The 14480-nt window shown below is 45.5% G+C and carries 11 protein-coding genes; all 11 read right to left on the bottom strand.

Features of this window, described 5'->3' with window-relative positions; translation table 11 throughout:
* Nucleotides 1-8: 8 nt before the first annotated feature.
* On the bottom strand, nucleotides 9-872 hold the full coding sequence (locus ACLM7Z_RS06250) for a hypothetical protein (protein WP_015522533.1): 864 nt from the start codon (nucleotides 870-872) through the stop codon (nucleotides 9-11).
* Between the two features lie 5 nt (nucleotides 873-877).
* Nucleotides 878-1690 (bottom strand): PcfB family protein, encoded by an 813-nt coding sequence (locus tag ACLM7Z_RS06245; protein WP_117733817.1) that lies wholly within the window; start codon nucleotides 1688-1690, stop codon nucleotides 878-880.
* Nucleotides 1632-3038 carry a relaxase/mobilization nuclease domain-containing protein gene (locus ACLM7Z_RS06240; protein WP_015522531.1) on the bottom strand — a complete coding sequence of 469 codons (1407 nt, stop codon included), beginning with the start codon at nucleotides 3036-3038 and terminating at the stop codon, nucleotides 1632-1634. The genes ACLM7Z_RS06245 and ACLM7Z_RS06240 overlap by 59 nt, the downstream gene beginning before the upstream one ends.
* Nucleotides 3038-3367 carry a plasmid mobilization protein gene (locus tag ACLM7Z_RS06235; protein WP_435645700.1) on the bottom strand — a complete coding sequence of 110 codons (330 nt, stop codon included), beginning with the start codon at nucleotides 3365-3367 and terminating at the stop codon, nucleotides 3038-3040. Before ACLM7Z_RS06235 ends, ACLM7Z_RS06240 begins: the two co-directional genes overlap by 1 nt.
* On the bottom strand, nucleotides 3330-3479 hold the full coding sequence (locus ACLM7Z_RS06230) for a DUF3789 domain-containing protein (protein ID WP_117688258.1): 150 nt from the start codon (nucleotides 3477-3479) through the stop codon (nucleotides 3330-3332). Before ACLM7Z_RS06230 ends, ACLM7Z_RS06235 begins: the two co-directional genes overlap by 38 nt.
* Before the next feature lie 108 nt (nucleotides 3480-3587).
* Nucleotides 3588-3881, bottom strand: a complete 294-nt coding sequence (locus ACLM7Z_RS06225; protein WP_435645699.1) for a hypothetical protein — start codon at nucleotides 3879-3881, stop codon at nucleotides 3588-3590.
* 74 nt (nucleotides 3882-3955) lie between these two features.
* Nucleotides 3956-4945, bottom strand: coding sequence for a DUF3991 domain-containing protein (locus ACLM7Z_RS06220; protein WP_435645698.1), 990 nt, complete (start codon nucleotides 4943-4945; stop codon nucleotides 3956-3958).
* 81 nt (nucleotides 4946-5026) lie between these two features.
* Nucleotides 5027-6034: a hypothetical protein gene (locus tag ACLM7Z_RS06215; protein ID WP_435645697.1), complete on the bottom strand. Its 1008-nt coding sequence runs from the start codon at nucleotides 6032-6034 to the stop codon at nucleotides 5027-5029.
* 142 nt (nucleotides 6035-6176) lie between these two features.
* Nucleotides 6177-7382 (bottom strand): TRADD-N-associated membrane domain-containing protein, encoded by a 1206-nt coding sequence (locus ACLM7Z_RS06210; RefSeq protein ID WP_435645696.1) that lies wholly within the window; start codon nucleotides 7380-7382, stop codon nucleotides 6177-6179.
* Between the two features lie 118 nt (nucleotides 7383-7500).
* Nucleotides 7501-7830: a DUF6664 family protein gene (locus ACLM7Z_RS06205; RefSeq protein ID WP_435645695.1), complete on the bottom strand. Its 330-nt coding sequence runs from the start codon at nucleotides 7828-7830 to the stop codon at nucleotides 7501-7503.
* 77 nt (nucleotides 7831-7907) lie between these two features.
* Nucleotides 7908-13832, bottom strand: coding sequence for an LPD25 domain-containing protein (locus tag ACLM7Z_RS06200; RefSeq protein WP_435645761.1), 5925 nt, complete (start codon nucleotides 13830-13832; stop codon nucleotides 7908-7910).
* Between the last annotated feature and the right edge of the window lie 648 nt (nucleotides 13833-14480).

The following is a 14480-nucleotide window of genomic DNA, read 5'->3' as shown; positions in this document are numbered from 1 at the left end:
ACCTCCGATTAGCGTTCCTGCTCTTTGTTCTTCGGCGGCTTGTTCTTTTCAAGGCTCTTAAACATATCGCTCTGGATTTCGCCCAGAACATCACGCATCGAGCCAAGCTCGCCTTTGAATACCTGCGTGTCCATTTCCGAAAACTCCCTCGGAAGCCTGTCAAAACTGAAACCTCTGGTGTCCACGCCGTAACGGGTGCTGACCATATAGGCAACGCAGAAGGATTTGAAATCGGAAGCATCACGGCTCTCGTTATGCTTGAAATCGAAAACCGCCGCCGACACTTCCTTTGCCATACTCACAAAGAGCTGTTCCTCCGTAAGCCCTGTCTTAATGAAAATCGTCTGCTGTTTACTGTCATAGTAGGCAGGGATTTCAAGGTCGGCAACGGGAACAAAGGGAACGGGGCTTGCATCAATCATAGCCGATACAAGCTCACGCATCGTTTTCGGCTCTTGTGCCTGCTGCCTGTCCTTTGCCGATGTTTCGGAAATGTCATAGACCACCTTTGCGTTGTAGCCTACCGCTTTCGTGCCGTCATCACGGGTGTACTCCTTGCTTGGCTCAAGGATAACGATTTTCTGTGCGTCCTTGTTCACATAGACACGGCTCTGCTTCCAAGCGTTATAATCTTTGAGCTGTGTCGCATCGGGCATCTGTGCCGATACTAAAACGGCGTTCGCCACCGAGTAGCGGTCAAAACGCCCCTGCACATCAAGATACTGGCGGAAGCTCTCGCCGTCTGCCATCATCTCGGAGCAGGTGTTGTCAATCAGCTCATAGGCTTCCTGCCGCTGTGCCTGCTTCTGGGCAGCCCATTCCGCTTTATCAAAGGGCTTGCTGCCGCCGCTGAATACATCATAAATGCTCATACTGTTTACCTCGTTTCTTTGGATTTTGGTTTTCTTTTCCGCTTCTGGGGCTGTTTATGCTCCGTCTTGCCTGCGGGCGGCTTCTTCGCCCTGTCAGAAGCGGAGCTTTTGTCCAGGGCAGAAGAAGTATCTGCTTCCTGCTCTTTTCGGCTCTCCTTGATTTTCCGCAGTTCCTCTTTGACCGAAGGTTTCTCCTTAGTCATAGTAGCCCCCTCTGCGGATTTCTTTGGCTGCTCTGAGGTAGGCTCGGACAGAGGGGATTTTTCGGTCTTTGCCACCGAGGGGTTTGGGGCATTTTCCTCCTTTTGGATTGGCGTACCCATCAGGGCATCTAAGAGCTTGTCTTTCTCTGCCTTGTCCTGTACGCCGATGTCTGGCTCTGGCTGACCTGCCTTTTCGTCTTTGGCTTTCTCCACATCGGTCACAACAGAAGCCGTTGCTTCCGATGCCAGTTTGAAGCGTTCCGCAATGCGGCTGATTTTCGATGCGTCCTCCGCACGGGCAATCACATCGACCTCCGCATTGGGGTCTTTGTTTTTACGGTCTGCAAGGACACAATAAAGAACGCCGTACTTTTTTGCTTCCTGCGTAAACTTCTTCAGGTCGCTGTTCCTTACGGTAAATACCTTTAACTCCTTGCCAGAACGGAGCATATTCGTAAGCCTTGCCTTGCCCTTTGTTTTCTGTTCTTCTTTGAGAATGGAATACAAAAGGATTGCGATATTCTTCGCACCTGCACCTGTAATTTTGGCAGCGACCTCAAAGCCCTCCAAGCTCATTCGGACGATTTGTTCTGCCGCTTCGCCGCCTGTGTTCATTCGTCATCAGCTCCTTTCCTTGCTGTTCATCTGCCCGTATGGTTGTTAGCTTTTCTTTGAGGGTATCGTTACGGGCTTCGATGCCCCCGCATAGTCTGACCTCCTTCCGTAAGAATTTCATTCTCTCCGTAATTTCCGTAAGCCGAGCCTTGACCGCTTCTTTTTCTTCGCCGCCTGATTTGCGGGATTTGGAATACAGTTCCTTTCGCTGTTCGGTAAGCTCCGACATTTCCGTTTCCAGAGAGCCTTTATATGACAAGAGCTGTTCCACCGTATCAATCCGATTGCGGCAGAGCAGCCTTGTTTCCTGTGATATGGCTTCCATCTTCATCAGGTCATCTTTCAAAAGATAATGAAGCCTTGCATAATTCTGTTTTCTGCTTTTTGGCAGGATACCGAGCCTGTAACAGTAGTGGAGATACAGCCCACGCAAGCCGCCGATTTTTTTCGCATTTTTGAGTGAGCCTTTCACACGGAAAACCTGTACGGTTTTTTGCGGCTCGGCAAATCTGGAAAATTTTACGGCATAGGAATTTTCCCTGATACGCTCCGTAATCCTCTCGTTGGTGTAATCCTCTCCGAGCTTATATAATCGCTTTGGGCGTTCCCAACCTTTGCCGATTATCGTCCAGTATTTGCGGTTGGGGTCAAAGCTCACACGGTAGCCCATCTCTGCCATCTGGCGGTCAAAGTCTTTGAGCGTAAACGATTTGCTGATAGCTTCGTCCACCGCCTGCAGAGCCACATTATCCCTTGTGGGCATACCGTTCTTTTCAGCCTGATACAAAGCATAGGGTTTCTTTTTTCCGCTTGGGTGTTCAATGACAGACAAAGCATACTCCCTGCAAAGCTCATCGGAGCGTTGACGGAGCAGCCGCAGGTTGGCTTTATTATCGTGGTAGTGCTTCCCGTCCAAAAAGGAAACAGAGTTTACGACAAAGTGGTTATGCAGGCACTCGGTATTTAAGTGGGTGGCAACGATGACCTGAAACCTGTCGCCCCACATCTTTTCGGCAAGTTTTACGCCGACCTCGTGGGCAACCTCTGGCGTGACCTCGCCGTGCTTAAAGCTCTGGAAACCGTGATAGCAGACAATCTCGCTTTCATCGTTCCACTCAGCTTTGGCAATCATCATTTCATCTCTGGCGGTGGCAGTATCGCAGTTGACCCCTGTGACGAAAAACCGCTTTTCCGTCTTGTCCTTGTTGGTGGCATACTCCATTACATCGACCAACGCCTGCAAGTCGGCTTCGGTGTATTTGGGGTTGGCGGTCTTTTCTGGGTTTTCGGCATAGTCTATCGGGTGGTCGAGCCTGCCTTTTACATCCCAGATTTCACACACCGCCATTAATATACCTTTCGGGGAAGCAGATACTTTTTACGGACATCAAGCTGAAAATCGTGCCACTTCCTTGCTTCCTCACGGAGCATCGGCGTGTCGATAAAGTTCAGGGCGTTTGCTTTGGCGGCAAGCTGATTGATACGGTTGCCGATGGCAGACAGCTCACGCATTATCCTGTAAAATTCGGGGTCGGGTTTTTCGCAGAGCTGATAGCCCTTTACCATTTCTCTAAGGAACGCTTCTTTTGAGCGACCCGATTTTCGCACAAGCTCATAAAGATACTCGGCTTCTTCCTCGTTAAGACGGAAAAGTATCTGGACGCTTCGCTTTCTCATTTTCCAATCCCTCCTTTTTGGAGAGCCTGTTAATCTGCAAGCAGCACATCAGCACAACACCGACCAGACCGCCGAGCATTGTGCCGATGGTAAAAAACAGAAACTCACTCATTCTTAAAAACTCCTTTCTCATATCGGGGTATTAGGGGCAGCCCCCTAACAAGCGAATTTGGTATCCAAAGACTTTTGGATAATCAAATTCAGTGCTTGGTAAGACATCTCATTCTTCGCAGTCGTCCTCGTACATACACTCACCGCACACGGGGCAGAAGTACGGACAGTCCGAACAATCCTCATTTTCCTGTAGTGTATTCTCGCCCGCAACGTCAAGACCGTCCTCGCTCTGCTCGGTAATATAGGCTTCGCCGCAGACAAAATCATCATCAGTAAAGTCGATAAGGTCTGTGTCGAACAGGATAATTTTTGTTTTTTCCTTTGCCTGTTTGGGGCTTTCTGCATAGACGGAAACGGTCTTTTGATAATGGGCGGTAAGGGTTACATCATACTTTTTCAATGGTTCATTCCTCGCTTTCAGCACTAAATTTTGATTTGGTTTCGGTGTCTTTCTGGTGAGAATCTACTACACAATCAACGGGCATCACTCCTTTCACGCTTGGGCATAGGTCTTGCAATTTCCAGATAGGACAACAAAAAATCGTTGAAGTCCTTGCCGACAGGCGGTGGATCATCAACGATTTTGTAGTCTTTCTGCAACAGTTCTTTCAAAGTAGCGGTACAAAGCCTGCCTACCTTATCATTATCCAGATGCAGAACTATGGTCTTAATTTGTGGATTAGCACTCAAAAAAGTTGTGAGAGCTATGGGGATTTTGCTGTCCTTCATCTCTTTCTTTGGGTGATACACGCCTGAAAGAGAAAGCAGACTTTCCGATTTGTAGTCCTTGCCCTCGCATTTCAGATAAGTGGCATAGGACAGTAAATCAATGGCGGCTTCAAATAAATGCACGGTATCCGTTGGCTCTCTTGCCAGAAGTCGGAACGAATACCGCTTGTCGCTGCCCGATGCGTCCTGCTTGAAAGTGCTACCGAGAGTGCTTCGCAGAGCGGCATATTTCGGTGTTCCGCTTTCATCTTTGCCGATAAAAACAACATTGTGGTAGTTGGCACTCTCATAAAGCGTGCCGTCTGCGATACATTCCTGTATGAGCTGATAGTCAATACCACGCCCGAAAAGATACTGTATCACTCGGTTACAATCCTTATTCTTTAGCGGCAAGAGTAGGACTTTCGGTTCATTTTTCTTGGGAGCAGGGGGTGGCTTCCAGTCCGCCATCGTCTGTCCCGTGAGAATTTCCACGGCTTCCACAAAGTCATATTCCTTGACCTTGATAAGATAATCGAGGGCAGAATAGCCGCCGAAACCTCTCGACCACCAATACCATTTGCCGTTGGAAATCTTTAAGCTGTCGTGTTCTGCGGTACAGTACACATTGCTTGTGCCTTTGACCTTAACGAGATTGCTCGGCTCAAACTCACGCAGATAGGATAACAAATCAATCTGCCGCACCCGTTCAAGCACATCTGGGTCAATCTGCACGTAGGGTCGGTTTGTTCTCAATGGGTAAAATCACCTCCAGAAATAGAAAAGCCGAGGGGCTTTCGTTAAATGAAAACCTCTCGGCTATGTAAATTACCATTATTATTGAGGATTTAATTTATATATAAGATTATTTCTTATATACATTATTTCGACTCCGTTATCAGCTAAATATTGCATCATTCCTCTGACATGCCCCAATTGAAAATGAATTTTTAAAAGATTGGCATCTGCTTTTGCATTTTCAATATATGTATGAGCGGTATATTTTTCTTCGCCATCATATGCGGTATGTTCAACTGGTGCTAACAAAAACTTGTATTCTGATATAGCATTAAAATCATTTGAAAACGATTCATTGATAACGGTATAATTATCCGCCTGTTCTATAATTTGTGTATCCATTGACAGTCTGTCTTGCAGTGCTTCTAAAATCATCGTATAACCAATATATGGACTGTTTTTCCCTTTTACTCTGAAAATTCTTCTATCATTATAGTACAACTCATAAGATACCATATTTCCGTATGGTGGAAATTTAATACCTGTAGATTTTACCGTTTCATCTGTAGAATAAACACTTTTTATCCTCAACCCTTTTGGAAAGACATAGCTAATACAATCAAGCATTTCATCCAATTTAGATTTCATTAAATCAGAAATATCTATCTTTCCTTTTTTTTCTTTCAAATATTCCGCATTAAACAGCATCCAATATCCTTTAATTGAGATGGCAAAAAACAATTCCAATCCATATTTACTCGCATAATCAATTCTTTTTTGGAGATTTCCCATACTAATAGAATACCGTTCTTTGTCAGTATGCTTTATCTCCAACATGAACTTCTTTTCATTCTGTAACTCTACAAGTAAATCGGAGGTTGCCGTCTTTAATAATTGAGATACCCCCTCATCAAATGCAGTAATACTTTTACACACTTCCATAAAAAGAAGAATTAAAATAAATTCATCTTCCTTATTTTTTCCCACCAACCGTCTTTCAATTTCCTGTAACTCCATTCCAAGAGTCGTTGCTAAATTATCTTGCTGCTCTTTATTTAGATATGGCATCATTTGTTGAAATGCCATTATTTTATTAAAATCAGACATATCTTTTCCTCTCAATTGAAAAATCCCACTGAAAATCATATCACATAATTACTAATTATTCCCCATACAACCATGAGGAAACATTAGATACCAACAAATACCACTTTAATATGTTCTTTCTGCAATTAGACACTTTAAAATACTATTTTGAATTGCCTGCTTCCCTATTTTCATTTTCTTGCAATTCGGCTAAATTCATTTGTATTTCACTTCTTATTATTTCTCGTAACATATCATCTTGTACCTCAACTGAACTGAATTTTCCAAGCAAATTTACACTTGATAAAAAACGCTCGTCCTCGTGTAAGGCTTTATGATAGTGATTGAGTTGTGATAACGAATTACGATATACTACCAGTGCTGTTCCTGCAATTAACTCTGTTATAACTCCTCCAATAGCTGGGATAATTGACATCTGAAAACTCAATCTGAATACAATAGGTATCAGTATTGCAACTATCATTAAACCAAATCCAGAAATACACATTATTACAGCTAAAATGAATGATGCTTTAGCCTGCTTTTGACTCCAAGTATAAAACTCTTTAATATCCTCAAGGTTAATCATCATACGCTCTAAAGCATCAATTTCGTTTTTCTTACCTTCATTTCCAGAACTCTTTTTTTCCTCTTGTTTTATTTCTTCTGGAACTATAGCCCGTTTTAATCGTCTTGAATAAGACTCTAATTCTTCTTCATCATCTTCTTGCCATCGTCTTTTCATAATTGATAAATAGCTCGTTAAAAGAGCTACAAAAGCTAACATCACAGAGGCTATTCCGAATGTTATAGTAATAATACTCTCGTCCCCAATACTTCCCATTTGAAAAGGATTTTCCTTAAATAATAGAACAATGAAAAGCATTGCAAACATTTCAATGGCAAGAGTCATAATTATCATAGAAGATGTTCTACTGTTTTTTTCCTTTAGATTGCCCTTTCTTATAATATATTTTCTATGTGTCAACACCTTTTCTATCATCAATTGTGTTTTGCATAAATCTTGCTCAGAATCGGAAATGCAGTCGATATATAATGTTCCTTCTATACATTTAGGAACATCTGCCTTATTCAAAACAACTGGAATTAACACTTTATTTCTATTTTCTCGTACTGACATTTGTGCCAACTGCAACTCCAAATTAAGAGATACACTATCAGAGAATTTTTCATCTATTATCGCTAAAACGACATCTGCACTCTCCATTTTTCGTTTTAGAGCTACATTAATATTTGAACCAATTTCATTTATTGATGGCTTTGAAATAATCTTTGCATTTCTTATGTTGCTTAAAAGTTTTTCTGCAAATGAGATATTATCAAGCGAAGCTAAGATATAAACTTTCATATTCACAATCCTTTCGACCAAACCTTGTATTATATTATAGCATATTACGACATATTTTTCTACCTGTGGCGCTATGCAAAAGACGGCATCAGCTCAACGCCAATGCCGCCGTTCTTGGTTATAAAATTCCTGCCTTTTTGAGATACCCAACGCTGTCATAGCACCCTCTGAAATAGATTGCTTCCTGCTGCATATCGCTGAGCCTGTTCCGAAGCTCCAAAACTTCTATCAAAGCCTTACACTCCTGCTCGGATAAATCGCTCGGCTTTTCCGTATCCAGAGCCTCCATCACTTTTGGATACTCCTTGTAAAGTTCCTCAATTCTTTCCTCTGTGAAACGGTATTCTGGATTTTCTTTGGGTAGCTTTGCGATAACGGAGCTTAGATATTCAGCAAAGATGTTGCTATGCACATCAACAAAGGTTTCAAATCTGAAATTATCAAGCACACCTTTTACCTCCGACATTTACTAATCTACACCTATTATACTTCCCAGAAATCAGCAATACAAATATGCAAACCGCATTATCTCTCCCGACTTGCACATTTTCTTTCGGGCTGTTCTTCTGTCTGCTCTGGCTCGGTATCCATAACGGAAGTATCTTTTTCATTTAGATTCAGCTCAATGTTAAGAGCGTTCAGCCGTTCTGTTTTTTCTTTCAGCTCATCTTCAAAGGCAAAAGGCTTCTTGATTTCCTCCTTTGCGGTTTCAAGCTGTGCGATAGTTTCCGCCTTTTTGGTCTTGGCAGCTTCCAGTCTGGCAGGGAGCTTTGACAGCTCGTTTTCAATTCGGGTCAGATTTCCGAGGGCATCAGCACCTAAATCCACCTTATGCTTTGCCTTTCCGCAGAGGTTCATACAGTAATGGGCATTGACAGTATCATAATAAATCTCCATTCGGAAACCTCGGTAGCTGCCGATTTCGGTAGGTGCGGACATCGGATAGTCCTTGCAGATTGCAAGGAGCATTTCGCCTGCGTCTGCCTTTTCGGTGTAGGTCACGCCTTTTAGGGTCATCGGGCAGAACTTATCCTCGCCCTGCGGCTTGTGTTGCTCGGCAAGAGCTGCATCATTTTCATAGCCTGCAATACGTTCCTCATACTCCTTAATGGTCTGGGGATAGTATTTCAGCACCCTGTCCTCAAGGTCGTAATGCTCGGAAAGATAACTCTGCTTTAACACTCGGAGCTTGGAAACCTGTATATCCAAATCCATCTTTTCCTTAAAACGGGCATCGCCTGTGGCAAGCATTTTAACCTCCGCAAAGGACAGGGCAACCTCGTCCACATCTTCGGCAGAACGGACAGGGCTTTTGCTCGTCATTATCTGGCTGATAAATTTCTGTTTGCTCTCCACCAACTGATAGAGGTAGGCATCAAAAGTTTGCTCAGTCACATAGCGGTAAACCTCCACCTCTGGGAACATATTGCCCTGCCGTTCGATACGCCCCTGCCTTTGTTCAAGGTCGGAAGGACGCCACGGACAATCAAGGTTATGGATTGCAATGAGCCTGTCCTGCACATTCGTACCTGCTCCCATCTTCGGAGTAGAGCCGAACAGCACACGGACTTCGCCGCTTCTGACCTTGCCGAACAACTCTTTTTTCTGTGCATCGGTGGTCGCTTCGTGAATAAAGCGTATCTGCTCCGCAGGAATGCCACGGGCTATCAGCTTCTCCCTCATATCGTCATAAACATTGAAAGTACCGTCATTTTTCGGGGTGGACAGGTCGCAGAACACAAGCTGTGTCGCTTTGGTATCGGCGTGTTCCTCCCAGATACGGTACACATTATCCACGCAGGCATTGACTTTACTGTCTGGGTCATCTGGCAGCATCGGGTCAATCATTCTCTGGTCAAGAGCCAGTTTCCGCCCGTCATTGGTTATCTTGAGCATATTGTCGATGTTCGGTTCGACAAGCCTTGCCCTGACTTTCTCAGCCCGCTTCGCAAGGGAAGCTACCATTTCGGTCTGTATCTCGCTCGGCTTAGTCTTAATATTGTGGTAATTGACCTTTGGCACGGGGAGCTTTAGCATATCGGCGGTCTGTATATCCGCCACCTCACGAAACATCTGCATCAGCTCTGGCAGGTTATAGAACTTGGCAAACCTCGTCTTGGCTCGGTAATTCGTGCCTTCGGGTGCTAATTCCAGAGCTGTAACCGTTTCTCCGAAGGTAGAAGCCCAACTGTCAAAATGCTGCAAACCATTCTGTGCAAGGGTATCATACTGCAAGTACCTCTGAACGGAGTACAGCTCAACCATTGAATTGCTGACAGGCGTACCCGTTGCGAAAACCGTGCCTCGGTTGCCCGTGATTTCGTCCAGATAGCGGCATTTCATAAAGAGGTCGCTTGATTTCTGGGCTTCGGCCTGAGCGATACCGCCCACATTCCGCATCTTGGTGTAGAGGTACAAATTCTTATAAAAATGGCTCTCATCAATGAAAAGCCTGTCAACGCCGAGCTGTTCAAAGTCGATGACCGTATCCTTACGCTTGGTGTCGTTAAGCTTTTCGAGCTTCGTCTTGATTGCCTTTCGGGTTTTCATTAGCTGTTTGACCGTGAACTGCTCGCCTTTGGAAGCCTGCACATCGTCAATGCCACGCTCAATATCATCAAGCTGCTTTTCCAACTGCTCCCTCTGGCGTTCTATGCTCATCGGGATTTTTTCAAACTGCGAATGCCCGATAATGACTGCGTCATAGTCGCCTGTGGCAATCCTGCCGCAGAACTTTTTGCGGTTTCCTTTTTCAAAATCCTGCTTTGTTGTAACAAGGATATTTGCACTCGGATAGAGCCGCAGATACTCGGAAGCCCACTGACCGACAAGATGATTCGGCACAACAAACATAGATTTCTGGCATAAGCCGAGCCGTTTGCTTTCCTGTGCGGCGGCTACCATTTCAAAGGTTTTTCCTGCTCCCACCTTATGGGCAAGGAGCGTATTGCCGCCATAAAGGATATGGGCGATGGCGTTGACTTGATGGGGTCTTAGTGTGATTTCTGGGCTGATACCTCCAAAAGTGATATGGCTTCCGTCATACTCACGGGGTCGCACAGAGTTAAAAGTGTCGTTGTAATAACGGACAAGGCGGTTTCGCCGTTCTGGGTCTTTCCATATCCAATCCTGAAACGCCTGCTTGATGACTTCCTGCTTCGCCTGTGCCGCCGTGGTTTCCTTTGCATTGAACACCGCTTTTTTATTGCCGTGTTCGTCATACACATAATCAAAGATACGGGTGTCACGCAGGTTTAAGGTGTCCTCAATAATACGATAGGCGGAAGCCCTTTTCGTACCATAGGTGCTGTCCGCCTTTACATTCCCCATATCGGAGCTTTTATTCTCTATGAACCAGTCTCCGTTTATCGGGGTGTATCGTACCTTTAATCTGCCTGCGGCATAGCTTGACGGAGTTAAAAGCTCCATCACAAACCGCTGTATATCGTCCTGCGGTATCCAAGTCGCACCCAGACGGACAGAGATTTCCGCCGCCGAGAGGTCTTTGGGAATGACCTTTTTCAAAGCTTCCACATTAACTGCAAGCTCTGGGTCATTCTTCGCAGCAAGCTCCGCAACCGTCAGCTTATTTCGGACATTTCCCGACAGATACTCATCTGCGGCTACATAGGAAACAGGCTCGGAGTTCGGTACTTTGTAGATAACACCTTGTAAATCCTGCACAAGCTCAACCTGCGTTTTGCCTGTGAGCTGCTCCATATAAGGCAAATCAACACGGGCTTTCTCCCCGATAGAGAGGGCAAGGGCTTCACTTGCTGTTTCAACCGAAGTTACTTCTCGGTGGGGCTTGATAGTCCGCTTCGTGAACATATCTGCCTTCCGTTTGAAGTTGCCCTCATCATCAAGCACTTCCAGAGAACATAAAAGGAAGTAGCTCTCGTCTGAAGCAAAAGCAAGATAGTTTCCTCGGCTGTTGATTAGACCGTATTTTGCGGTATAGGCATCATACAGACGGTTGAGGTTTTCCTGCTCGGTGCGTATCATTTCCTCTGGGTAATCTTCGGTCTGATACTCTATGAGCTTACGCACACAGTCACGGATTTGGATAAGTCCCTTAATACGGTTTTCTGCGGTCATCGACACAGAAGCAGGGTGCATACGGTCATTCTCTCGGAAATAAACCCTGCCGTCCACCAGAGTAAAAGAGAAGTTACGCACATTCGGGTCAGCAGGAACGGAAAGCTCCTGCTCATCGGAGATTTCATCAACCCCATTATTAAGCTCTGGGATTTCGCCGTTTATCCTCTGCACTGCGTTGGACAGAAGCTCGTAAAGTGGTATATCCTTACGGGCTTTACAAACAGGCTCAAAAGTACCAAAGCGTGTGCTTTCCATCTTTATTTCGCCCAACACCATTTCGGGGTGTTCGACAAAATATCTGTTCATCGTAACACCGTTTTCGTCCGTATCAAGGTGTACCCAGTCTGGCTCTATATCCATTACTCGGTCACGCTTTTGCAGGATAAGAATATCGCTCGTGACCTCCGTGCCTGCGTTCGCCTTAAAGGTGTTGTCTGGCAGACGGATAGCACCTAAAAGCTCGGCTCTCTGGGCGATATACTTGCGTACCTCTGGGCTTGCTTTATCCATCGTACCCTTTGAGGTGATGAACATCACAACGCCGCCGGCACGGACTTTATCCAGAGCCTTTGCGAAAAAATAGTCGTGTATGAGGAACTTCTGGGCGTTGTATCGGCTGTCATTGACCCTTATCTCCCCAAAAGGCACATTGCCGAGGACTACATCAAAATGGTCGTCTGGGAGATTTGTTTTCTCAAAGCCCTCAATGGCAATGTTCGCTTTTTGGTAGAGCTGCTTTGCAAGCCTGCCTGTGAGAGAGTCGATTTCCACACCGTAGAGCTTGCTGTTTTGCATACTTTCGGGAAGCAGACCAAAGAAATTACCCGTACCGCAGGACGGCTCCAAGATATTGCCCTGTGAAAAACCCAGGCGGTCAAGTGCGTCATACATCGCCTTGATAACAACAGGCGGCGTATAAAAAGCGGTCAGCGTTGACTCCATAGCGGCACGGTATTCCTCTGGGGAAAGGCTGGCATATAGCTCCTTTAGCTCCTCCGCCCACGCCGCATTGTGTTCATCAAATGCCATAGAAAGACCGCCCCAACCGACATACCGAGATAGGACTTCCTGTTCTTCGGGTGTGGCAAGGCGGTTTTCAATTTCAAGCTCGTGCAGCAGATTGATTGCCGCCATATTGTTACGGAACTTTTCTTTTGCCCCGCCGACACCGATGGCGTCATCGGTAATACGGAAATTATGACGGTCAGTAACAGGAACGGCAGGAGCTTCCGTTTTTTCTTCGGGCGGTAATTCGGTTTTTTCCTGTTCCAATAGCTTTTGGATATAGCCGATTTTCTCCACTCGGTTTATCGGAAAACCCACATTGTTCTGGAATGTGATGTCACGCAGGGATACATCGCCGCTGATTTTCCCGATGCTCTCAATGAGATATTCACGGTTATCTATGATGATTTCCCTGCCTATGAGGTCGTCTGTGGCTTGCTCCATATCAACGGCAGGAGTTTCTGAGCCATTCACTTTATCGGCATACGCCTGTGGTTTTTCTTCGGCTTCCTCGGCTGTCCTGTACCAATCATTTTCGGTAGCCATAATCTCATCAAGCAGCCTCTCGTCCTCTGGGGTCAGCTCGGTGTGCTGTTCCAAGAATGGGATAAACTCATCTCTGCCACGGAGCAGGCTTTCTCGGTCATCTCCATATAGCTGTTCGCCCTTTGGCGATAAGGCATAATCGTAAAAATTCTTAATGTGGGCAATTAAATCGCCCTCACCATCGCCAATATCAAACCGCCCTTCATAGTTAAATTCCTCGCCTCCGATAACAGCCTTGATAACAAAATCTGTCTTGTGATACCACCCGATATTTTTATCGCCCTCACGCTCACGGTGCTGTTTCTCGTCCAAAATAGCAAGCAGCTTATTACCCAGAGCAAAGCTCAAATCCGTATAGCGGTCATCAAGCTTTCTGTCATAAAAGGCAGGGTGTTCGGAAAAACCGATAGAAAACTGTATTCCGTCCTGCTTTTTCTCGGACGGTGTTTCTGTCCTCTGTTTCTCGGTTACGACCACTTTCAGATGGTCATTTGCAGGATTTTCCTTTATCTTTTCTTCAAAGTCGGCTCGGCTGTATTCCTGCCCCAAGATAGGGAACTCGGCATTTTGCAGATAGACCTTTTCCTCGGTAATTGTTGCAATCTCATATTTATCCGCACCGATATACACCACATCGCCCTCATTGTAGAGGTAGCGGAGTGGGTGCAGCTCCCTTAATTCCTCAGTAAACTTCCACCCATTACTGCGGCTGAAAACTGAGGTAGTTTTCCATTGTACCTGTGCAAGAAAGTCTATGAGCTGTTGAACAGTTGAGGGGTCGGATAAGTGCTGTTCCATTTGCTCGGCGGTAACATCTGCAAGGTCACTTCGTTCCACAGAGGATAACAGGTCTTTTTCGTACCTGTCCAAGTCTCGGATAAAGTCAGATAGCCGCAAAGCAAGGGTATCCCGTTTATCGGCAGGCGGCAGGTCACGGTGGGTGTCGATAAAACGCTGCCTTGCTATTTTCCTCTGGGTGTCAACCTCATATTGGGGAGCTGACACGCTCTCCAGATAATCGGCATAATGGTCTTTTTCTTTCGGATTGAGATAGCGGTTATCCTTAATCAGCTCACGCAGACGCTTTTCAACCTCTGACCATTTCAACACAAGGTCGTGATTGGTATAAGTGCCGTTTCGGTCAATGGCAAGACCTTTGCTGTCATTCCAAGAGTGACCGCTGAAACCATCTGGGAAGATGTGCGTACCGCCGCCCGTTCCATACTCATTTTTAAGGAACTCGATATTTTTCTGTCTGTCCTCGCCCTTTTGGAATTGGCGGTAGATGCGGTATTTTCCGTCCGCAACGCCACTGCCTTTTTGAAGCACGGAGTCAATATCTTCTTTGGAAATAGAAAAAGCAGAGGATTTTTCGTCCTCTGCTTCGGCTATCATTTCGATTTGTTCATCTACGGTTGGAAGATTGACCCTAACCTCATCATCTTT

The organism is Butyricicoccus porcorum (genome assembly GCF_051246315.1).
GTDB classification, from domain to species: Bacteria; Bacillota; Clostridia; order Oscillospirales; family Butyricicoccaceae; genus Butyricicoccus_A; species Butyricicoccus_A porcorum.
The sequence above is the reverse complement of the archived record's forward strand: the minus strand, read 5'-3'. Positions and strand labels throughout refer to the sequence as shown.

Excerpts from the sequence above, each read along its gene's own strand:
- ACLM7Z_RS06250 (WP_015522533.1), bottom strand. The coding sequence starts at position 872 with ATGAGCATTTATGATGTATTCAGCGGCGGCAGCAAGCCCTTTGATAAA.
- ACLM7Z_RS06245 (WP_117733817.1), bottom strand. The coding sequence starts at position 1,690 with ATGAACACAGGCGGCGAAGCGGCAGAACAAATCGTCCGAATGAGCTTG.
- ACLM7Z_RS06240 (WP_015522531.1), bottom strand. The coding sequence starts at position 3,038 with ATGGCGGTGTGTGAAATCTGGGATGTAAAAGGCAGGCTCGACCACCCG.
- ACLM7Z_RS06235 (WP_435645700.1), bottom strand. The coding sequence starts at position 3,367 with ATGAGAAAGCGAAGCGTCCAGATACTTTTCCGTCTTAACGAGGAAGAA.
- ACLM7Z_RS06230 (WP_117688258.1), bottom strand. The coding sequence starts at position 3,479 with ATGAGTGAGTTTCTGTTTTTTACCATCGGCACAATGCTCGGCGGTCTG.
- ACLM7Z_RS06215 (WP_435645697.1), bottom strand. The coding sequence starts at position 6,034 with ATGTCTGATTTTAATAAAATAATGGCATTTCAACAAATGATGCCATAT.
- ACLM7Z_RS06210 (WP_435645696.1), bottom strand. The coding sequence starts at position 7,382 with ATGAAAGTTTATATCTTAGCTTCGCTTGATAATATCTCATTTGCAGAA.
- ACLM7Z_RS06200 (WP_435645761.1), bottom strand. The coding sequence starts at position 13,832 with ATGGAACAGCACTTATCCGACCCCTCAACTGTTCAACAGCTCATAGAC.